Source organism: Marinicella marina, from assembly GCF_030065545.1.
GTDB classification, from domain to species: domain Bacteria; phylum Pseudomonadota; class Gammaproteobacteria; order Xanthomonadales; family Marinicellaceae; genus Marinicella; species Marinicella marina.
In genome coordinates, this window is record NZ_JASJNC010000001.1 from 430,625 (window position 1) to 453,059 (window position 22,435).

Genomic DNA, 22,435 nt, shown 5'->3' on the forward strand with positions numbered 1-22,435 from the left:
GAAGGCCTTTTTTTTGGACTGTTGCTTGAAGTTCTTTAATTCATTGGGTCAACCAACAAGATGTTCTCACTGCGATCGGGACCGGTAGAAACCATGTGAACTGGAGCGCCAGTGAATGTCGCAATGTAATCCAGTAATTCTCTGGCCGCGCTGGGTAAATCATCCAGTTCTGTCATTCCACGGGTTGATGATTGCCATCCTGGAAAAGTTTTGTATTCGGGTTTGACGTTTTCCCATTCATCGGCTGAGCCTGGGAAGCTGCTGTTATAACTGGTGCAAAGCTTGATTGTTTTGAACGTATCCAAAACATCTAACTTAGTCACACAAAGACCAGTAACACCATTGACTTGCACCGCACGTTTCAACGCCACCAAGTCCAACCAACCACAGCGTCTTGGGCGGCCAGTGGTGGCACCAAATTCAACGCCTCTCTTTGCCAGTTCCGCACCGTCATCATCGAATAACTCAGTTGGAAAAGGTCCGCCACCCACTCGGGTGGTATAGGCTTTGGTGATACCCAAGACATAATCTATTTGGGTGGCACCCAAACCAGAGCCAGTTGATGCACTGCCAGAAGTGGTGTTGGAGGAAGTCACAAAAGGGTAGGTGCCATGATCAATATCAAGCAGTGAGCCTTGGGCGCCTTCCATCAACAGTTTCTCACCCTCATCTAAATGTTGGTGCAGGGCTCCGGTGACATCCACGCACATGTTCTTAATGAAAGCGGCCTGTGCCAAGGCGTCCTTGTATACCTCATCAAAATCCAGTGGTTCGGCCTGGTGGTAATTCTCGATAACGAAATTGTGGTACTCAAGTACCGTTGTTAGTTTTTCTTTCAACACTTCGGCATTCAATAAATCACCGACGCGAATACCACGACGTGCCACCTTGTCTTCGTAACTTGGGCCTATGCCGCGTCCAGTTGTACCAATGGCCGCTTTGCCTTTTTTGGCCTCACGCAACTGATCCAGTTTGATGTGATAAGGCATGATGACGGGTGCTGATTTTGATATGTACAATCTGGATTGAACATCCACGCCTGAGGCTTCCAAGTTCTTGATTTCCTTGATCAAGGCATTGGGCTCGATCACCACACCGTTACCAATGTAGCATTTAACCCCAGCGCGCAAGATGCCTGATGGAATCAAGTGCAGTACGGTTTTTTCATCGTTGATGATGAGGGTGTGACCGGCATTGTGCCCACCTTGATAGCGAACCACAGCATCAGCGCGTTCGGTTAATAAATCGACAATTTTTCCTTTGCCTTCATCACCCCATTGGGTGCCTAAAACAACAACAGATTTTTTCATGACTGGATGTAATTAAAAGTAAAGGTGTATGGCTTTATTTTGCCTACACCAAAAAAATGCGCAAATGCATTGTATGCATTTGCGCCTATGGTTGTAAATGAGTTTTTCGTTTTGGCTATTTTAACCGATGGTCACTCAATTTTTTTTTCATTATTAAAGTATTTGAAAAACTCAGAATTTGGGTCCAATACCATGACATTACCCGACCCTTCTTGGAAGCTCTTTGAATAGGCCTCTAGGCTTCGGGTGAACGAGTAAAACTCTGGGTTTTTGTTGTAGCTTTCAGCAAATAGTTTGGTTGCTTCAGCGTCGCCTTCACCACGTAATACAGCGGCTTTTTGTTCGGCATCGGCCAACATGATGCGAATCCTTTTATCAGTGTTGGCACGGATATTAATGGATTCTTTGCGACCTGTTGAGCGGTGTTCTGCAGCTTCTACCAGACGTTCTGAACGCATGCGGTTGTAGACCGATTCATTGACTGATTGGTCCAAGTTGATTTGCTTGATTCGCACATCAACGATTTCAATACCGTAATCCTCAGAACGAAGCTTGGTTTGTTCACGCAAGTTATCCATCAATTCAATACGCTGGGTTGAGATGGCTTGGTCCAATGTACGAATAGAGAACTCTTCCAGTAATACGTTTTTAACCACACCTGTCAGGTTGGCATTGGCTTTGGCTATCAAACCACCGTTGGAAGTGTAGAACTGTTTAACATCTTTGATGCGCCACTTAACAAAGTAATCCACCATCAAATATTCATTATCTGTATTAAAAACACGTTCCGGTGCGTTATCCAATGTCTGGATGCGACGATCGAATTTAACAATGTTATTCACCACTGGTGTTCTGTAATGCAAACCGGGTTCATAACCAGCTTGTACCACCTCACCAAAACGCAGCTTGACCGCGGTTTGTTTTTCGTCGATGGTGAACAAGAAGAAACTGGCAAGAACGCCCAATACCAAGACACCAAATATAAATGCAATCAGTTTATTCATTGTTGGCCTCCTCTACCACGACGCGTGGTGCGGTTGTTGTTTCTGTTGGTGTTCGAGTTTTGCATGTTGTTGGTCTGCGGTGTAACCACAGATGTACCCAGATCCAATGTGTCATTGGTCATTCTACGGGGCTGGTTTTTCATCAACTGATCCAGTGGTAAATACATCATGCTGTTGCCTGAGTTTTGATCCATAACCACTTTAGAGGTGTCACCTAAAACGCTCTCCATGGTTTCTAGGAACAAGCGCTGTCTGGTCACTTCAGGTGCCTGTTCGTACTCAGATCTTAATAAGTCAAAGCGATCGGCTTTACCAGCAGCCTCTGCAATGATAGAGGCCTTGTAACCTTCGGCTTCTTGTAAGATCTTCAGAACTCGACCTTCGGCCTCTGGAATGCGTGCGTTTTCATACTCTTTTGCTTGGTTGATAAAGGTTTTCTGGTCTTCTCTTGCTTTAACCACGTCATCAAAAGCTTCCTTCACGTTACTGGGTGGATGTACTTCAGTGATGTTAAGCTGAGTGATTTGCACACCCGTTTTGTATTGGTTCAACATGGACTGAACTTCTGCACGGGCTTCTTGGTTAACTGCGGTACGGTTTTCATTGATGATAAAATCCAGTGTACGAGTACCGGCCACTTGACGCATGACACTTTCAGAGACTTGCTTAACGGTATTCTCTGGGTTGGTTACACTGAATAAATAGTCATTAACACGTTCTTCATCGATGCGGTACTGTAAAGAATAATCTATCTCAATGAGGTTTTTATCCTCGGTTAACATTTGGCCGCTGTTGTCTTCTTGCCTGATGGTGTCAACATTAACGCGCAATACCTGAGCAAATGGCCTTGGCAAGGTGAATCTTAAGCCAGGCTGCATGGTGTGTGAGTATTCACCGAAAACCAAAACAACACCCCTTTCGGCTTGTTGAATTTGGTAGGCTGAACTGTAGAGTGTCAGGCCCAACAGTCCAATGATCAGTATCAAAACAGGGGCTTGGCTGCCTTTGGCACCGCCGCTGTTGTTTGAGCCGCCACCAAAAGCACGTTTGATTGAGTTGAATAAATCACTCAGTATTTGATCAAACTCAGGCGGTTTATTGCCACCTGGCCGGTTGTTGTTCGGCCGATTGTTATTGGGCTTGTTGTTGCCCGAATTGCCAGGTTCATTCCAAGGCATAGGTTTCTCCAGTTAGTTACCAGTTTTGTGGGTTTTCGTTAATTGCGATGTCGTTTTCATTCAGTAACTCACTCACAAAATGAGCACCTTCATCATCGCCTTTGGCTAATTGTCGCCATTTTTCTATCGGTAATTCTACCTCAAGTTGCCATTGACCTAAATCATCAAAGGACTCATCGCGTATGGCGTCCAGTTGATAAAACTGAGCCCGCAATTTCGCTTGATTCATAGGTAAGACAAAGCTAAGAGCTACATGGGTACGATGCAGCCGTTCTTCAATGGCTTTAAGCAATAAATCGATGCCTAAATTTTTATGGGCTGAGACCCATACCCGGTCCGGCGATCCTGCTTCACCGGGCTGCCATGCTGGTTTGGCACCGGATTGATCAATTTTGTTGAATACTTCAATCACCGGCACATCATCAATTTCTAATTCGCCCAATACCTTATAAACCTCATTCATGTGATCACGGTGTTCTGGGTTGCTGTCATCAATCACATGTAACAGCACATCGGCATCCAATGCTTCTTGTAAGGTGGCACGGAATGCAGCCACCAGCTCATGCGGTAAATCACGCACAAAACCAACGGTGTCACTGATCACCGCTTGGGAACCTTGAATCGCGGTGAATTGTCTGACGGTAGGGTCCAAGGTGGCAAACAGCTGGTCTTTGGCATACACCTCAGCATCAGTGATTAAATTAAACAAAGTCGATTTACCCGCGTTGGTGTAACCCACCAGTGCCATCATTTTGGTGCCTGATTTTTTACGCTGTTTGCGGCCTTGTTCACGTTGACGCATGACTTTATCCAGCTTGGCATTCAGAGACTTAACCCGTGCATTGAGTAAGCGGCGGTCAGTTTCTAGTTGGGTTTCACCGGGTCCCCGCATACCGATACCACCTTTTTGTCGCTCTAGGTGAGTCCAGCCACGTACCAAGCGTGTAGACATATGTTTTAATTGCGCCAGTTCTACTTGTAATTGACCTTCGTATGAGCGGGCTCTTTGGGCAAAAATATCAAGGATTAGGGTGCGCCGATCCAGTACGCGTGCCTTAACCAGTGCTTCCAGATTACGTTCCTGAATGGGGCTCAATGCGGCATCGACCACCACCACATCAGCCTCGTGAATTTTAACTGCTTCGGCCAGCTCTTCTGCTTTACCGCTACCGATGTAGTATTTTGAATCGACTGTTTGACGGGTACTGGTGATGACATCAAAAATTTCTGCACCAGCAGTGGTCACTAATTCGCGAAACTCAGCAATGCGATCGGGTTGTTCAGCGCGTTGTGAACGTTGCATCGGTGTGGGACACAGTAATACCGCGCGGTCACCTCTTTCGGAACGATCAAACATCGTAGGTGTCTCGCTTGCCTTCTTTCGTCGTTCCTCCGAAAACCGGCCGTGCTCGAGAATTCAATGAGCCAATCTCTGATTCGCTTTGCTCACCAACCGATTGCCATGGGTGCGTGTCTCGCTTGCCTTCTTTCGTCGTTCCTCCGAAAACCGGCCGTGCTCGAGAATTCAATGAGCCAATCTCTGATTCGCTGAGCTCACCAACCGATTGCCATGGGTGCGTGTCTCGCTTGCCTTCTTTTCTCATGCTTCGAAAAACCGGCTGCGCTAGGTTAATTAAATAAGCCTGGGTCGGGTTGGATTTGACTTTGTTCATACCTAACAAAAGATGGGTCATTCTGGGTTGTTTTATCATCAGTGGGTTTATGACGTTCAATAAAAAAGCAGTTCCAATTTTTGAAACTGCTTCAATCAACTTGCTATTGAGTGGTGTATCAGTCTTCGTCATCCTGTTGGATTTTATAAGTGCTGACATTTTTCGCAGGTACGATGGTAGAAATGGCATGTTTATAAACCAGTTGGTTGGTGGTGTTGTTCAACACGATGACAAACTGATCAAATGATTCAACCGTTCCTTGTAATTTAATGCCATTCATTAAAAACACAGAAACCGGAATGCGGTCTTTTCTCAGTGCGTTTAAAAAAGGGTCTTGTAATGTTTGTGATTTAGACATGATGGTTACCTTACTCATTATTATTATTTGATGTTATTTTAACACAGCTTGGAATCGACCAATAGCTATCTGTATGAATTCAATGTATGGTTGAATGACATAATCTCAACTTTGCCCAATCAATTTGAGCTGATTCTTTCAGGAAGTGTCTTTTCCTACAGAACAATAAGTATATAATTCATTCAAAAAAATCCTTGTAACTGATGATAGTAAACAAAATTCATAACCACGAACAATACACAGAGTATGCCACTGATCAGGTTGAGGTTTTTAAACAAAGGTACCTAGAAACTCTAGAACTCGAACAAATAAACTCGAATAAAGACCTAACATTTACATTCAAAGGTTACTCGATACCGGCGAATAAGGAAGTGGACTTCTTGGTTGATTGGCAGCATTCAGATGGTGTAAATATTAACTGGCGTGAACGTTTGGTGTGTCCGGAGACCCAGCTGTGTAACAGGCTCAGAGCAAGTTATCACTTAATGATTGATCATGTTGAAGTTAAACCGGAAGATTGTATTTATATCACAGAGCAAGTCACACCGTTTTACCGTTTTTTGAAGCAAAAATTTCCCGATATAATAGGCAGCGAATATATTGAAAGTGGTGTTGCAAGTGGACAAAAAAGTGAACAGGGTGTACGTCACGAAGACTTGACTGATTTAAGTTTTAAAACCAATAGCATAGACCATATATTTTCCTTTGATGTTCTAGAACATGTCCCAAATTACAATAGGGCACTGAAGGAATGTTTGCGGGTGTTGAAGCCGAACGGATCGATACTGATGTCGTTTCCTTTTGATTGTCAGGCTGAAAAGAATTTAGTCAGAGCGAGTATCAAAAAAGATGGTTCAATTGAACACCATGTTGAACCTGAATACCATGGTGATCCGACCAATGACAGCGGCATTCTCAGTTTTTATACATTTGGATGGGAGTTATTGGATGAAATGCGAAAAATGGGCTTTAAGGATGTGTATGTTGCCTCATATTGGTCGCATGAATTTGGTTATCTGGGACCAGAACAAGTTTCAATCATTGCCAAGAAATCAAAACTCAGGGGGTTTATTCACATGCTAAAAGGGATGCTTACAGACGCATTAAATTATTTCAAATAAACTTATAGCTCACTTTTGTCTGGGTCTGGAGATCAATCACAACCACTTACGTTACCCGAGGTTTGTTGGGTTAAATTATCAATGACTTGACCACCGTCATTGCATAGAATGGAAGCACCATTTTGTGCGATTACACCAGCCATGTTTTTAGTTATGGTGGTATTGCTTATATTGACTTTGGTGTTTTCTCCAGTGGCGCTGATTCCCCATCCCAAACCATACTCTATTAAACTGTCAGTTAATGTTAAACCTCCTCCTGATCGAAGGTAAAGGCCCTCCTTTTCTTGACGATTTATATGTAGGCTTTGAGCTGTAACTTTTCCATTTTCAGAAATGGTCAAACCTTCACCCAGGTTTTCAAGCATTTCTAAACTGTTGATATTCAGCGTGGCGTTACTTACAAAAATGGCATGGTCTCCAGTATTTTGGTTTACTGCTATAGTGTTAGCGTTAAATATATGAGAATCATTTCTGACAAAAAGACCTATATTGTGGTTGTTGACGATTTCATTGTTTTCAAAAACGGCAACGTCCGCGTTGTTCGCCACTTGAACCCCACTTGAGTTGGAATTAAAGGTATTCCAAGCCACCTGTTCTACGGATGCATTATTAAGAATGGCAAGCCCATTTTTAGCATCCAAGCAATCTTCACATCGGCCATTAAAATTACTGAAGTTGCTATTTATTTTTGATGTTGTGACATCAGACGCAAGAAAGATTCCACTGAGGCCATTTTCTAAAACTTCGTTACCAGAAATTGACTCAATGGCTGATCTTTTTTGAATAGCAATCCCATTGCCACTGTTAAAGTTCACTTGATTACTTAAGATGTTTGTTGCGCTTGAATCTTCAAAGACTGCGATGCCACCCGGTAAATTATTATTAACGGTATTATTGGTTATGTTTTTTGCATGTGAAAACTCGGTAACTAAAATACCAGTGCCCACTTGAGAAAGTTGGCCACCGCCGTTGTAATAAAGAGAGTTACCGATAATGTCACCGGTTAATTCAGGCCTAATACCTGTGCCAGTATACCTGTTGTTGATTTCAATACCCGAAATACCGTTATGATTGGCTTTGTTGTTGATGATTGAGTACTGACCACCTTGGCTGACCAAAATACCATCTGCACGTTGGTCATTGGCTACGTTCTTGTAAATACACACACCAAATAGCTCTGGGCAGCCTGGCGCAGCCGGGATGACACCATTGTTACTGCTGATATATGAGGCGCTGGCCACAATGCCAGATTCACTGTTAGCAACAACATAATTATTGTCTATCATCAAACGATCCACTGAGTTGGCGCCAACACCAAATCTTGCATTGCCAGTTAAATAATTATGATCTACTCTTACATTGTCTGAATTGTTAATAAAAATACCCGCTGCCTGAGAGTTTTTGATGGTTAAGCCAGAGATTCTGACATTTTCTACATTGCTGATTTGCATTGCAGTTACCCTTGAACCATCAAATCGGAATGAGTATTCAGCATCGATAATTGTGTTTTCTGGATTTTCACCGCGAATCCACACATTGTTCTTAACAGGGTTTACATTGGGGTTTCTGCTGCCGATTGGGAGAGTTTCATCGGTTGTTGAAGGAGCGTATGTTCCTGACCTGATGTGGTAGACAACATTTGAACTATTGGTTTTTGTGATAGCTTTAGTTATGCTTTTGTAAGGCCTTGAGCTGGTACCTAATTGAGGCCCATTGTAATTAGCATCGACAAACACATGTTTTAAGGGAGTTGTTGTAAATTCAGCAAGTGAGTAATCTGGTGATTCAGGAAGGCTAACAGGTTCAATAGGTTCTGGCGTATTAAGTTCAGTTACCAGGGTTTCTCTTGAGCGGTTAGCTAGAGAAATAACTAAGTTACTGGCACCTTTGTTTCCATAAGTGGGTGCTGCAAATGAATTAATAGTTACATCTTGTGATTGCTTCACACAAAATCCTGCAAAAGCTTTTTGGTCAGCAAAAGTTTCATACTTTGAGAAATGGCCACCAATAACAACCCCGCCCTGAAATCCGCCACCAGCACGATTGATAAAGCTTGTTGAAATATCTGCCAAAAACTCTCCTGCAGGCGCTCCTGATTTGCTCCTGACGCTGAAATAGTAAAACCCAGGTGATAGTTCACCACTTAAATTCAAACCTGAAGAGCCAGAAACGGTACCCAGAATATTTTCACCATCCAGGTTTTTTAAACTGACATCGACAAGCGGTGTAGCGCCTGTGTAAGAAATAACTCGAGTAATTTCAATATTGATACTTTGCTTTTCACCAGTGCTGTTAGCAATGTTAAAGCCACCGTATCCTGGTGAACCGCCATTTTCTTTGAAGTTTGATTTTAAAATAAGGCCACCTTGAAGAGTACGGTCTGTTCCTTTCAATTTGATTTCTTTACCCCACACACCTCCACTGGCAAAACGTTGTTGAAAGGCCTCAGCAAAATAAAATCCGGGACAAGCTAAGGAGGTATCAATACCTAAAGTGTAGTTAATTTGTGGCTCACCCGGACTATCAAACAGTGGCAACTCTTCAGTAATCAACTCATCGAAATTTAAAGATGACAAGTTGGCATTGGGTCCTTTTTCTATGGCAGCAAGCTTGCCATCAAATACAGCCAGAGCTGTGTAGGCCAGATTTTCATCATTTTTAATTCTAACAGCGGTTGTTGATTTTTCACTCAAATCAACCTGTGTTAACCAATAACTGTTTGAGTTTGCAACCATGAAAACATCGGGGTCAGAGGTTGGAATGACATCAGTTGGTGATAGGCCAACGGGCCACTCGAGCTTTTGTTTGTGGTTTAATATCGCTTGTGGTTGCGAGCGAAGACTAACATCAAAAATGTTGACACTTCGACCATTCAGATTAGCCACAATCAATTTAGTTTTGTCTGAATTTAAGGTCATGCTAGATGGGTCATAGCCAACATCTATTTTCTTTAAAATTTTCCACCGCGGTCTCTGGATAACAAAGCCGGTTGAATCAATTTCTATGACAGCAATGGACTTTTCACCACCCAAAGATACATATGCATATTGAATCGTATCTGAATGTCGGTAAATTTCAAAATCTCTGGGATCAACACCAATTCTTGGTGATGAATAATAGTAGCTTAAATTATTCAAGTTGATGACATTAACATCGCCTGTTGTACTGCCTGTGATGTAAGCTAAATTACCCATAATTTTTATGTTGCTGGGCCGAGGTGTGGTGCTGATGTCTTTAATAACATCACCTGTCTCAGGATTAATAATGGTTAGCGAACTTTGGTCACCAAATAAAGCTGCCACTGCTAAACCATCTAATTCTGAACCTGGGTTGTTGGTATAGTTTTCATTGTTTTCGATAAAAACAGCTTTCGTCATCCTCAGTCTAATGCGGTGAGACTTAATGATCTGGTTGGTTGTCAAGTCAACAATAACCAGGTTAGGAGTTGTTGCAGTAGCTGGTGAATGCAGTGAGATAACGGCAAAATTTTCATTTGAGCTGATATCAATTGACAAGGGGCTGCCGCCAATAAACAGTTCTTCTAGGGCGTAACTTTGATAAGGTACAAGTAAAAAAAATAAGAATGAAATACAGGCTAGTTTACGATTTTCCATTACAGTCAGTCCTTGTGTGTGGTGAGAACATCTTATTTTAAAGTTGTCTTGGTGTTATTACCATTAAAACTCAAATTCTACAGCTTTAAAACCCAGAAACAATAACCCGTTGGTTATTTTTATCTGTAACAGTATTATCATGGTTTTCGTTTGGTTTGATGCAAACCATATAGGTTTGACAGGTGAATTCCTTATACTCAACCTTTAACTGGTCTAAAACTTGCCGGTTTTCTTCTACATCAATTCCAAACAGAAGTAGGGTTGATTGACTGTCACTGGGAACTCGTTGAAGGAAAGTTAGTAGACTGCTCAATTCGGAAAAATTCAGCATATGTTCAATTATTTGTGTTTGATGATTGATATTGATTAAAAACAAACCTTTTCTCCCATACATCTCAGGGGTTAACACAAATCCATTATTTCTGAAATTTGGTTTTAAACTATTACCTCCAATGGTTATATCAACAATTTTTGTGTAATCTTTTTCATACAAAATTTCAATGACAGAATTGGCCTTGTATCGAAACTTTGATGGAATATTGAATCTTTCTGTGTATCCATATAGTTGGTGAATAACAGCCCGTTGGTCACAAAGATCAATGTCTTTACCTGGCTTAACTTTTTTATTCAAGTCAAATTGACATTCAAAAGATAAAGGTTGAGCTTTACCATTGATATATAATTCATTTCTGGTCAGCATCGGACTACCGACCTCTCTACCGAACTCATCACCCATAATAAAAGATACGTTGTGGTCAACCTCAAGTAAGCTAAGTATTGTGGGTGGCAAGTCGTAAAGACCCATGTTTGATGTTTTGATGTCATTTTTTTCATCAATGATCAGTCCAAACAGATTTTTGTCATCAATTTTGTTTCCAAACAGATCTTGGGTATATGAAGTGCTGAACAAAGTATGGTCTCCGGTTATGATAACCGTGGTGTTTGTCAGCAGTCCTTGATTCACCAAATAATCCAAAAAATCACCCACTAAATAATCTGTGCAATGGATGGCATTTATGAACAAGTCTTCTGAGTCTTTGTATTTTGGGCATGATGGTGATGGGTAGCCTTTTAAGTGAGTGCCTAAAGTAAGTAAACTTAAGTGGTATGGCTGGTCAAGTTGCTGAAGCTCATGAACTCTTGACTTGGCTTGATCAAACAAATCTGAGTCTTCCAAACCCCACCATGTCATTTGTTCTCCGAAATCTGCGTAGAAATCTTCGCTACCCCAAACTTTATCATAGCCGTGATCTGATAAAAAATCCCCTTTGCCAGCAAAAGATTTCTTTGCACCCCCTAAAAACTCTTGATGATAGCCTGCGACCGATAAAACATCAGTAAAACATGGTATATCATAATAATACCTTTCTCCTGATGCCAAGGTATTATTACCCATTAACATGTTAGGTATAAAGCCACAATGTGATGATATAAGGCCATCCATTGTGTAATGAGCCGTTGATATGTATGGTGAAATCAGGTGGTGTTGTTTTGCCATTTTGTCAAATTTAGGGGTCAGATCAGGGTAGTTTGGGTTGCCGACAAACAATGCGCTGAATGATTCTAAATATATAACAATTAAATTTTTATCTTTGTTCGTGTTGGCTACGATGTTTGACTTGCTGGTTTTGATGTGATCGATGCCAATGAATTTCAGCTTTTTAATTTCACTTTCGTGCACACCACGAATGTTCATTAATTTGTTATATTCAATATAACCTTCATATAGGCGCCCATATATAGTTTGATTAAAAAACAGGCCTATTAAAATAATAGATATCAACAACAGTAAAGCCCGAGTAATGGCTTTGGAGTTTTTATTCATGCCAAGAATAAAAACATTGATGGCTGTGGTGAGCATGATAAACACTAATAATGGCAGTTTATATTGCTTCACACCCAAAACAAAAGCATCCCAGTTGAGATGGGTAATGACTTCTGGACCAAAACCAATGCCTGAAAAATCAACAATCAAAGCCTCAACTAAAATGATGAAAACTGTGGATGTGATGACTAATACTTTGAGGACTTGGCTCAGCAATCTGGCTGGCTTTTTACCATGACTGACTGGAAAAAAGAACACAAAAGCAGCTACACCTAATGAACCCAGAATTAATTCAGTAAGAGTTAGGTTTTCAAAAAAAATATTTTTATTGTTTAGGTAGTTGGTCTCTGCAAAAACATATAAGAAGAAACCTATAAAGATGACTGATCCAATTATTTTTTTCATAAATACCAGTCCATTGAGGCGAGTGAAATAAAATTAAAAAAAAGCGATTTTATCATGTTTTTGTCACAGTTTTTTTTGTAAGGACTTCAAACATTTGTTTTTCGCTATAATTGTTATGAGAAATTTAATAACAACCTGATGTGAAAATAGAAATTGTTCTCACCTAATTCAGAGAATGGCAAGTTCATGGCTCACAAAACTGGGCAGAGGGCATGGCATGATAATTACAGCGGAAGTAGTTGGAAAATATAATCAATTCCAATTGGTCAGACATTTACTGGTAATGTGGCGCACATGGTCTTTGAGGTGATGACGAAACCACACCAGTCTATCAGAGTGTTGAATACAGACGCACTCGTTAAATTAATTATTAAATGTAGGGAATATAAACACATCCGAAACATCGGTGTTTATTATATTTTATTACCTCAGTGGACTGGGCGGTTAGTTAAAAATCATGCGCTAAAAAATCTGTATAAACCGATGTTAAACCATGTTCCTTTTGATAGTTTTTGGCTTCGGCCAGATTGTTTATGGTATGAACGTAAGATGGAATATAAGGTTCATTTAGCATTTTAGCCAAGCCTTGTTTGGCCCTGTGCTGTGGCATGGTTATAGCATATAAATCCATTTGTCTATAGGCATCAATTACGGCTTTGTTTTCCTTCGGGAATTGATACAATGTCCAAATTAATAACTCATAACCCAAGTCTTTAGTTGCTTGATACTCTTCCGGCTGGTAAATTTGTGGTATCACTCTTTGATTGGCATTTTCAATGCTATGTTTGATTAGCTTAAGTCCCTGAATATTGTTATGTTTTATATCGGTCACAATATAAGCATTTGGATGACTAATTAGCCATTGGTTCAAGCTTTCCAGGTTACATGGCTTCAGTGACAAGTTTGGATGAAGCAACTGATTGAACTCAGCCAAAGTTAAGGGCTTTTCACCATGGTAATCAAGTAACCATTTGGGCGTTCTGTCCCAATCATGTAAACAGACCAGTTGTGAGTCGCTGGTCCAAGAAAAGTCTATTTCAAACAACTCATAGCCTCTTTCATAATTGAAGTTTAATGCTTGAAATGAGTTAGTGTAGGTTTTTCCATCAATACCACCGCCAGCATGTGCTATGGCTGTAATTTTGGGTCCTTGCTGTTTGTTACAACTCAGCAAAAAAAGGCAAGATGAGAAGAAAAAAAGTTGAATAAAGCTTCTGAAAAGTTGCATCAAAAATGTTGAATGTCTTAAAAAGCTGCATTTTATCAAATTATCCAATACTGAGTTTTAATGATTAAACCATGTGTTTCTGAGGCTTTATTGTGGGCTTAAAGTTGCCTGAAAATCATGTAACTTTTCTCTGGTTAAAAACCTGAGTCTAGAGCTGGCAATTGGATAAGGTTTATCACCAACTTCGGCATCGTATAAATCCATTTCATCGGTGGTTGGGAAATCCAATCCCCCGCCTTCCAGCAGCACTGTTTTTATGCCCAAACTTTCTAATTCAAGGGCTATGGTGATGCCAGCAGCACCTGCACCGAGAATGCAGGCATCACAATCAACAGTTGTGCTTTTTAAATTATGGTAAAGGTCATTTATCATGTTAATTTTTTTTAAATTACTCAAAACACTGTCGTTTACTTATTTAATCCATAATTAATAAGCACGAATGGTATTTTTAGCAAGTATGTTGTGTTGGTTGTTGGGTTCAACATTTCCATCTGAGTTCATCACAGCCAACATCATGGTTGGTTTGATGGTGCCATCAGCCATCAATGCCTCGTCTGATTTTTGGACGTTATCAATGAATGCCAAGTCTTCGGGGTCATCGATGCTGAAGTTCGGTCCAAAATTTCTATCTACAAAAATGAGTATCAAGTTGGCGAAAGGTATAAACAGTTCAAATTCGAATCGCTCAACCAGCAAAGGTAACACATCTTGAGCCCTGATGCCTTCAAAACCTTCTCTGGAACAGTCGTGGTTGATGTATTTTTTTTCGTGTCGGTTAAAAGCGTGGTTGTGTTTGTATTTATCCGGCATTTTATGCCAAATTTTATTCAATTCATCCAATGCTTCCGGCCAACGCATGTGACCATTTCTGCCAATCACATCTGAGGTGATGAACTTTCCGTTTTTCCGCATGGCTGATTTGATGTTGTCGAACAAATGTTCCAGCTCAACCACATGGTGAAGGCTTTGGTTGGCGATCACCAAGTCATATTTTTCGGCAGCTTTCCAGTGATTAAAGTCAGCCTGAAGAAATACCAAATGATCTCTCACTCCCTCGGTCTCAGCAAGCCGCATGCCGCGTTGAAACATGGCTTCATTGATGTCCATACATTGAATGATGAAGTTGCTATGTCCTGAGCTGGCTAGGCTTTTTGCTAACTTTATTTCGGTGTCACAATTACCCGCACCAATGCTGAGAATTTGGACTTTACTTTGTTCGCAGTTCTCAATGGCCATTTGAGCGTATTTGAAAAAAAACTCATCAGGGTTGGAAAATCCGTAGGCTTGAAACTTGGGTACCAGATATTTGTTTGACCAGTAATGAAATATATCAGGTAAATCATTAACTTCCTCCTCTTGTGAAAACCTATTTATTTCAGCATTGAGTTGATTTGCGTAGGTTTGGGGTATCACTTTGTTTGCCAGTTTTTTATAGCGATGATAAAAAGGCCTCAGCACTGCTTTAATTGGTCTCGGCAGGATTTGTTTCAACTTTTCAAAGAGCTTTGTCATTTGTTATTATTATCCGTTGGGCGGCTGAAATTCATCGACCAAATACAACGGTCGTTGTTTGCTTTCATTGAACATGCGTCCCAGGTATTCACCAATGATGCCCAAGGCGGTTAATTGGATGCCACCCAAAAACAAGATCACCACCATCAGGGAAGGATAACCGGGCACATCGCTGCCAAAAATCAGGGTTTGGGCGATGATGAAAGCACCATAGATAAAAGCAAATATCGCCACCGTCATGCCAATCCAAGTGGCAAAGCGCAGTGGCAGGTAGCTGAATGAGGTGATACCATCCAGCGCAAAACGCCACAGCTTGTTGTAGTTCCATTTGGTTTCACCGGCAGCCCGCGGTTCGCGCTCAAAGAAGATTTGTTTCTGTTTGTAGCCGACCCAAGCAAACAAGCCTTTCATGAAGCGGTTGCGTTCGCGCAGTTTGTTCACTGCTTGATAGGCTCGTCGGGACATCAGACGAAAATCACCGGTGTCTTTGGGAATGTCAATTTTGCTCATGGAGTTGATGGTGCGATAGAACAAATTGGCCGTGGCTTTTTTGGCCATTGACTCACCGTGTCTGGCTTTGCGGGTGGCATAAACCACGTCATAGCCGGCATGCCACTGGGCCACCATTTCGGGAATCAGTTCAGGCGGATCTTGTAAATCAACATCTATCACCACTGCGGCATCACTTGAGGCATGATCAAGCCCGGCGGTGACAGCGTATTCTTTACCAAAATTTCGACTCAAGGAAAGAAAACCAAAACGGGTATCGGCTTCGTGAATGGTTCTCATCATGGCCAAAGAGTCATCACTGGAACCGTCATCAATGAATATCACGCGCCATTCAACATCGCAGTTTTGCATGGCAGATTGGATGCGTTCTTGGAACAAAGGCAGCACCGTTTGTTCATTAAAAACTGGGACAATGATGTCAATGGATGGCATATTAGCACAATGAATAAAAAAGGTATTTTAACCAATTTTTGAATTAAGTACGCCAATTTAAAAAAATCAGTTGTTGATGTCGATGTAACTTTTGGCGGTGTGCAGCGTTTATGAAAATGACCCTGACAGATTTAAGGCATGACAACCTTTACACTCTCCTCTTATTGTCATGCCTTCGACCGGTCAGGGCCAAAGTGGCAGCGTCGAATTCGCTTATCCTTCCAATTGCTTGCGGATTTCGGCGCTTTTTTGGTGGTAAACCAGCCCTTCAGCAGCGGCCAGTTTGGCAGAAATATTAGCCAACACACCGCGACCGGTGCCATTGATTTTCTGCGTTGATAAAACTTTCAAGAACTGATGCACGCTCAAACCACCTGAGAACTTGGCAGCACCTGCTGTTGGTAGGGTGTGGTTGGGGCCGGCACAATAATCACCGAAAGCCACGGCTGAGTTTTCACCAATGAATAACGAGCCGTAGTTGGTGAACAGTGACTGCTTCAAGGATTCATCACACACCATCAAATGTTCAGGCGCGTAATCGTTGATAAATGCTATGGCCTGATCTTGGTCATCGGCATGAAGCAGCACAATGTTGTCATTATCCAATAAAGCTTGGCCATCAGGATGATCAGCAATTAATTGGTTCAAGTCGGTTAACAGCTGTGATGACTCACTGACCACAATGCTGATGGCATTGGCATCGTGCTCGGCTTGGGCCAAAGCATCAAACATCAACCATTCCGGTTGTTTCACTTGGTTGGCATAAATTAACAACTCACTGGGGCCGGCCAAAGTATCAATCAAAGTGCGGTGCTGGACTTGGGCCTTGGCCTGATTGACGTAAGCATTACCTGGGCCAACAATCAAATTAACCGGTGCGGTTTCGCTGAAACCATAAGACAGGGCGCCAATGGCTTGCGCACCACCCAAGTGTAAAAACTGTGTGGCCCCAGCCAAACTGGCAGCGGCCAACAATGCAGGATGGTCGGATGGTGAACAGGCCACCCGCACTGGACAACCAGCCACTTGTGCTGGCGTTAAAGTCATCAGCGCGGTAGAAATCAGTGGAAATTGGCCGCCAGGAATGTAGGCGCCTATGCGTTCTATGGGTTGGTAAACAAAGCCAAAGTCACCCATTTCATCACTGAAGGCATCGCTTTTGAGGGACTTAATTTGAAATTTACAGAATTTTTTGATGCGCATGTGAGCGCTTTGGATGGCTTCCTTAAGCCCAGTTGCTAATTCATACTCATCGAATGGTTTCAGTTCGATGTAGCTGGCATCTTGTTGGTCAATTTTTTGACTGATGGCCTGGACCGCTTTGTCGCCGTGGTCCTTAATTTTACCCAAGATATTGGCAACGGTTGTTTCAACTTTGCTTTGGTCTTTGAAACTGGGCCTGATGTAGGCCTGAACTGATTGGAATTTATCGCTCATTGTTGCGGCTCCTCAAATCATTGACGATTTCTTGAAAGCTGACCCCTTTGGCTTTGGCCATCACCAAGGTGAAGAACAACAAATCAGCCGCTTCCCAACGCACGTGGTTGTGGTCGGTGGCCTCAATCAATTCATCGCATTCTTCTTTCAGTTTTTCAATTTGCAGTTCGTTGCTGGCGAAAAGTTTTTGCGTGAAAGACTGACCTTCATTTGATGCCAAACGTTGTTCGAACACTTCATCGAGGTAATCCAATGAATAGTTTTTACTTTGGCTGGCAAAACAAGAATAGCGCTCGAAATGACAGGCATTGTTGGTTTGTTCGACCAGAAACAGCAGCGTGTCACCATCGCAATCAACATCAACTTGAAGCAGTTTTTGGGTGTTGTTGCTGGTTAATCCTTTGGTCCACAGTTCCTCTCTGGATCGTGAGTAATAAGTGCCGGTGCGATTTTCTAAAGCATGTCGCAAAGACGCTTCAGATGAATAAGCCATCATCAGCACTTTTTGTGTTTTGGCATCTTGTACCACGGTTGGAATCAGGCTCATTTTATTGAAATCGACCAATGACATGAACGCATCGGTCAAGGACATCTTGCCAGAATAAATGGCCATACCAATTTGTGAGTTGGCGCCTTTGGCGTTGATCCATTGTAGGTCTTCATAACTGGTGATGCCGCCGGCCACTGTGACCGGAATGGGTGAGGCCTTAATCACGTCAGCGATGCGCTCTTGATCAATGCCTTGCATCATGCCTTCTTTTTTCACTTGGGTGTATAAAAATTCACCACAGTTTTGCGCCCAATCAGCGATGATGTCGAGAACTTTTACGTCTTGGGTTTTTTTCCAACCATGGGTGGTCAGGTAATCATCCTTGGCATCAATGGCAAAAATCAATGCCTGTCTGGGTAGCTTTTTGACCCAGTCCTGGCTGGCTGAAGTGCCTAGAATGATTTTGGTGGCACCGGCAGCCAAGTAGTTTTTGGCGGTTTCTAAATCTCGAATACCACCGCCGACACGACATGGTCTGCGACGCAGTAATTGTTCTATCAAGGCTTGGTTGGAACCTTTGCCCATGGCTGCATCCAAATCAATGATGGCCACTTCACCGTACATGGCGAACTCATCCAATAAATCGAACACGTCCTCACGTTCGATGATTTTTTTGTCGCCTTGTTGTAGTTGAACGGCCTTGCCATCCATTAAATCAATACTTGGTATCAGCATCCTGTTTTCCTGATTTTTATGTTGTTGTCTATTAAAAATGATTTGATTTCACCCACCGTGTACTCACCGCGATGGAACAAACCAGCTGCCAGCACGGCATCGGCGCCGGCATGAATCGCATCTAAAAAGTCTTGTGGCCCTTTGGCACCACCTGATGCAATCACTTGTACTGGGAAGTCAGCGCCGAATTTTGCCAGTAAATCGGTATCAAATCCACTGCCAGTGCCATCTTTGTGCATCGCAGTTAATAATATTTCGCCGCATCCACGGTCGACCACTTGTTGAATCCATTGGTGGTAATCAACATCGACGCGCCTTGAGCCGCCATGGGTGTAGATGGCCAAGCTGCCATCGGCTTCGTGATTCACATCCACCGCCACCACAATGCTTTGTGAGCCATATTGTGTTGAGATTTCATTGATCAAAGCAGGCTTTTCCACTGCCATGGTGTTCAAAGTGACCTTGTCAGCGCCGGCATGAAAGAATTTGTGCACATCATCCAAGGTTTTGATGCCACCACCGACTGCAAAAGGTATTGACAGCTCACAGGCCACTTGGCGCACCATTTCCAGTGCCGACTCTTGACCATCGACCGAGGCTTTGATGTCGAGAAATACCAGTTCATCAGCGCCTTGTTGTTCATACAGTTTGGCCAGCTCAACCGGGTCGCCCATGTCCAGTAATTGTTTGAAGTTGGTGCCTTTCACAACGCGGCCATAAGCCACATCCAAGCACGGAATGACCCTGGCGGTTAAGTCAGAGTTTGAGTTTTCATCATCCACATACATGTTTGATCAGCTCCCGGCCAAATTGGCCTGATTTTTCTGGGTGAAATTGAAAGCCATATAAATTGCCTCGTTGCACAGCGGCACAAAAGCTGCTGCCGTAATTGACTTTAGCGGTACCAAAGGGACATTCGGTGATGGCATAAGAATTGACAAAATAAGCGAACTGATCTTTCATGGTGAGCTTATATGAGTTCAGTTGAGCCCATCCCACCATCGGTGTTTTGGGGTGTTGTAATTTGTGGCAGCGGCCATTGAATAAGCCCAGCCCCGTGGCTTCAGGGTCTTCATCGCTGCCTTCAAACAACACCTGCATGCCGACACAAATACCCACCAGGCGTTTGCCGTTGCGCACCCACTCCAACAGAAAGTCGTACCACCCCAGGTCTTTGATCTGTTGCATCACGTAAGCAAATCGGCCTTGACCGGGCATCACCAACACATCAAAATCACTGAGCATTTTTAAGTCTGGTTTTTGTACCGTTTTCAGTTCACAACCGGCGGCTTCAATGGCCGTTTGTAGGCTGAGTAAATTACCTGAATTCAGATCAATCACCGCTACTCGGGTTTGGCTTCTGCCAACCAGCGCATTCATAACACACCTTTGGTTGAACGTTCACCAGCCACCGGAGACAGTGCTTCTTTCAGCGCATAAGCCATGGCTTTGAAAGCACTTTCTATCAAGTGGTGGTTGTTACGGAAATATTGGTTTTTTAAGTGCAGCGTGATTTTGCTGTTGATGCTGAAAGTATAGAAAAAGTGTTCCCACATTTCGGTGTTGATGCCACCCAGCATCGGTTGTGAGAAGGGCAGGTCGATCACCGCATAAGGGCGACCGCATAAATCAACCGCACATTGGGTTAAGGCCTCATCCATCGGTAATAAACGCTGACCGTAGCGCTGGGCTGGCATGGCTTGTTGCCATGCTTGGTAAAAAGCCTCACCCAAACAAATCGCCACATCCTCAATACCGTGGTGATCATCGACCTCTAAATCGGCTGTGACCTGCAGTTGCATATTCCAGCCCGCATGCGATGCCAATTGATCTAACATGTGATCAAAAAACGGTAGGCCGGTGTTGATGTTTTTGTCTTTGGCATCACCGTTGATGTCGAGACCGAGCTCAATTTGGGTTTCCTTGGTGGATCTTTTGACTTCTATCATAACAATGTCTTCAGTTGGTTGATGTCATCCAGAACCACATCGGCTCCGGCTTGGTATAAATTGTCTTTGGCAGCAGTGGTGGTGGCACCGATTCCGATACAGATGCAGCCTGCAGCCGTGCCGGCTTGCATGTCATCCACAGTATCGCCACAAAACCATGCGCTATTTGCTGTCAGATTTCGCATCACTTTAAACAAGCCTTCAGGGTCTGGTTTTTGTTGCGCCACATCATCGGCACTGACGATGAAGGCAGGCTCAATGTCCAGTTGTTTTACGCCTTGTAGGGCTTCTTGTCGCGGTCGGCCGGTGACCACCGCAGTTTTGGGATCATCATGGGTGCCGAACAGTTGTGCTTTGAGGGGTTGTTGCAACAGGTCTTGTTCTTGTTCAACCAAGCCTGGCTTGCCTTCACTGCCCAGGTAGAGGCTTTGAAAGGTGCTGACTACCTGCTCATAAGGTACTTCAGCGCCTTGGTTCTTGATCAATTCAGCAGTCAAAACCCAATCATTATTGAAGCCACCTTGAGCACGAACGGCCGCAACATCTTGGATGGTGACCATTTGTTCGGTGAGTAATTTAACGCTTTCGATGATACATTGGTCATAGCTTTGTGAGGTATCAATCAGTACCCCATCCATATCAAAGGCTATCAACTCGGGTTTTAAAACTGCCTGTAGTACCGCCATAAATCGGTCCATGTTCTCAGGAATGGTCAAACGCACCGCATTGGGCAGGCCACCCAGTTCGGTTTTGATCTGGATGTCAGCTTTGGCCATGGCACGGCCGAGCAATGATTTTCGTTCCAAAGTGGTTTCAAACAGCAAAAAATTACCGCGACTGGGGCAGGGTTTGAGGCTACAATCAGTTAAAAATGCTGCCACCAGTTCGCGGTTTTTAGCGATTTGTTGACAGTAGCCTTTGATTTCATCGCGGGCGTTCCAAGCGGCTGTTGCCAGTTGTAGATTGGCTCTGGATACATTGAAAGGCATGGCTATTTGTCGCCATTTCTCGACCAATGCCGGCTGACCAAAAATGTAACCAATGCGGGCACCAGCCAAGCCAAAGGCCTTAGAAAAGGTGCGCATGGTGATCAGGTTGTCATAAGCGGCATAGTTGATGGGTGCTGTCTCGCATGCAAACTCAACATAAGCCTCATCGAGGAATACTTTGGCGTTTTTGGCCGCAGCAGCTTCAATCAAGTCGACCAACACCACATCGTCTAAATACTCGCCAGTGGGGTTATTGGGTCGGGTCAGTATCAACCATTGATCGGCTTGTAGGTTGGCCTTAAGTGCCTCCACATCAATCGATAAGTCGTCCTTTGCTGGGGTGAATGTGGTGTCATTCTGCCACACCATTTGGTTGTGGGTGTATTGGCTGAAGCAGGGTTCAGGCACCAACAAGGATTGGTCATTGAGCTTGCAGTGTTTGTACAACAACTCGATGCTCTCATCACCGCCGTTGGTCAGCATCACACTGCCAGCGGCCAAGCTCATGTCAGCAGCCATCAGCTGTTCTAACTGACTGCGATCAGGATAGCGCCACAAGGCATCAACATCCAGCTGAAAATCTCGCAACCAGCGTGGTTGAGAGTCAGCCCGTTCGTTGAAGTCGAGTTTTAATGGCGCTTTGTTTGCGGTCGGCTCGGACATTT

The 22,435-nt window shown here is 43.2% G+C and carries 18 protein-coding genes and 1 pseudogene; 1 reads left to right on the forward strand and 18 read right to left on the reverse strand.

Annotated elements, in window-relative coordinates:
- Positions 1-35: 35 nt before the first annotated feature.
- From QNI24_RS01950 to hfq, 6 genes and pseudogenes are all read right to left on the reverse strand, one after another.
- A complete protein-coding gene (locus QNI24_RS01950) occupies positions 36-1,310 on the reverse strand; it encodes an adenylosuccinate synthase (protein WP_267175734.1) in 1,275 nt (424 codons plus the stop codon).
- A gap of 131 nt (positions 1,311-1,441) precedes the next feature.
- Complete coding sequence (gene hflC, locus QNI24_RS01955; protein ID WP_267175735.1) at positions 1,442-2,314, reverse strand: protease modulator HflC; 873 nt, start codon at positions 2,312-2,314, stop codon at positions 1,442-1,444.
- Entirely contained in the window at positions 2,311-3,492 is a 1,182-nt protein-coding gene (gene hflK, locus QNI24_RS01960; RefSeq protein WP_267175736.1) for an FtsH protease activity modulator HflK, read from the reverse strand. The genes hflC and hflK overlap by 4 nt, the downstream gene beginning before the upstream one ends.
- Before the next feature lie 16 nt (positions 3,493-3,508).
- A complete protein-coding gene (hflX, locus tag QNI24_RS01965) occupies positions 3,509-4,849 on the reverse strand; it encodes a ribosome rescue GTPase HflX (protein ID WP_267175737.1) in 1,341 nt (446 codons plus the stop codon).
- Entirely contained in the window at positions 4,842-5,297 is a 456-nt protein-coding gene (locus tag QNI24_RS01970; RefSeq protein ID WP_267175738.1) for a hypothetical protein, read from the reverse strand. Before QNI24_RS01970 ends, hflX begins: the two co-directional genes overlap by 8 nt.
- A gap of 22 nt (positions 5,298-5,319) precedes the next feature.
- Positions 5,320-5,523, reverse strand: a pseudogene (gene hfq / locus QNI24_RS01975) (RNA chaperone Hfq); the annotation flags it as partial.
- 203 nt (positions 5,524-5,726) lie between these two features.
- Between hfq and QNI24_RS01980 the strand changes: the two are divergent.
- A complete protein-coding gene (locus tag QNI24_RS01980; protein ID WP_267175739.1) occupies positions 5,727-6,644 on the forward strand; it encodes a class I SAM-dependent methyltransferase in 918 nt (305 codons plus the stop codon).
- A gap of 32 nt (positions 6,645-6,676) precedes the next feature.
- Here QNI24_RS01980 and QNI24_RS01985 read toward each other — a convergent pair whose 3' ends face one another.
- The 12 genes from QNI24_RS01985 to QNI24_RS02040 all read right to left on the reverse strand — a co-directional run bounded on the left by QNI24_RS01985 (position 6,677) and on the right by QNI24_RS02040 (position 22,433).
- On the reverse strand, positions 6,677-10,258 hold the full coding sequence (locus tag QNI24_RS01985; protein WP_267175740.1) for a right-handed parallel beta-helix repeat-containing protein: 3,582 nt from the start codon (positions 10,256-10,258) through the stop codon (positions 6,677-6,679).
- An 85-nt stretch (positions 10,259-10,343) separates the two neighbouring features.
- Positions 10,344-12,488 (reverse strand): LTA synthase family protein, encoded by a 2,145-nt coding sequence (locus QNI24_RS01990; protein ID WP_267175741.1) that lies wholly within the window; start codon positions 12,486-12,488, stop codon positions 10,344-10,346.
- A 448-nt stretch (positions 12,489-12,936) separates the two neighbouring features.
- Positions 12,937-13,716 carry a glycerophosphodiester phosphodiesterase family protein gene (locus QNI24_RS01995; protein ID WP_267175742.1) on the reverse strand — a complete coding sequence of 260 codons (780 nt, stop codon included), beginning with the start codon at positions 13,714-13,716 and terminating at the stop codon, positions 12,937-12,939.
- Positions 13,717-13,803: 87 nt separating this feature from the next.
- The gene (locus QNI24_RS02000) at positions 13,804-14,088 is read right to left on the reverse strand and encodes a hypothetical protein (protein ID WP_267175743.1); all 285 of its coding nucleotides are present in this window, start codon (positions 14,086-14,088) and stop codon (positions 13,804-13,806) included.
- Between the two features lie 54 nt (positions 14,089-14,142).
- Positions 14,143-15,228 (reverse strand): class I SAM-dependent methyltransferase, encoded by a 1,086-nt coding sequence (locus tag QNI24_RS02005; RefSeq protein WP_267175744.1) that lies wholly within the window; start codon positions 15,226-15,228, stop codon positions 14,143-14,145.
- 9 nt (positions 15,229-15,237) lie between these two features.
- Entirely contained in the window at positions 15,238-16,170 is a 933-nt protein-coding gene (locus QNI24_RS02010) for a glycosyltransferase family 2 protein (protein WP_267175745.1), read from the reverse strand.
- Positions 16,171-16,383: 213 nt separating this feature from the next.
- Complete coding sequence (gene hisD / locus QNI24_RS02015) at positions 16,384-17,607, reverse strand: histidinol dehydrogenase (protein ID WP_267175746.1); 1,224 nt, start codon at positions 17,605-17,607, stop codon at positions 16,384-16,386.
- Positions 17,597-18,832, reverse strand: coding sequence for a phosphoribosyl-AMP cyclohydrolase (gene hisI / locus QNI24_RS02020; RefSeq protein WP_267175747.1), 1,236 nt, complete (start codon positions 18,830-18,832; stop codon positions 17,597-17,599). The genes hisD and hisI overlap by 11 nt, the downstream gene beginning before the upstream one ends.
- Positions 18,826-19,620 (reverse strand): imidazole glycerol phosphate synthase subunit HisF, encoded by a 795-nt coding sequence (gene hisF, locus QNI24_RS02025; protein WP_267175748.1) that lies wholly within the window; start codon positions 19,618-19,620, stop codon positions 18,826-18,828. Before hisF ends, hisI begins: the two co-directional genes overlap by 7 nt.
- Positions 19,607-20,212, reverse strand: coding sequence for an imidazole glycerol phosphate synthase subunit HisH (gene hisH, locus QNI24_RS02030; RefSeq protein WP_267175749.1), 606 nt, complete (start codon positions 20,210-20,212; stop codon positions 19,607-19,609). The genes hisF and hisH overlap by 14 nt, the downstream gene beginning before the upstream one ends.
- Positions 20,209-20,781, reverse strand: coding sequence for an imidazoleglycerol-phosphate dehydratase HisB (gene hisB, locus QNI24_RS02035; protein WP_267175750.1), 573 nt, complete (start codon positions 20,779-20,781; stop codon positions 20,209-20,211). Before hisB ends, hisH begins: the two co-directional genes overlap by 4 nt.
- The gene (locus QNI24_RS02040) at positions 20,778-22,433 is read right to left on the reverse strand and encodes an aminotransferase class I/II-fold pyridoxal phosphate-dependent enzyme (protein ID WP_267175751.1); all 1,656 of its coding nucleotides are present in this window, start codon (positions 22,431-22,433) and stop codon (positions 20,778-20,780) included. Before QNI24_RS02040 ends, hisB begins: the two co-directional genes overlap by 4 nt.
- Positions 22,434-22,435: the final 2 nt, after the last annotated feature.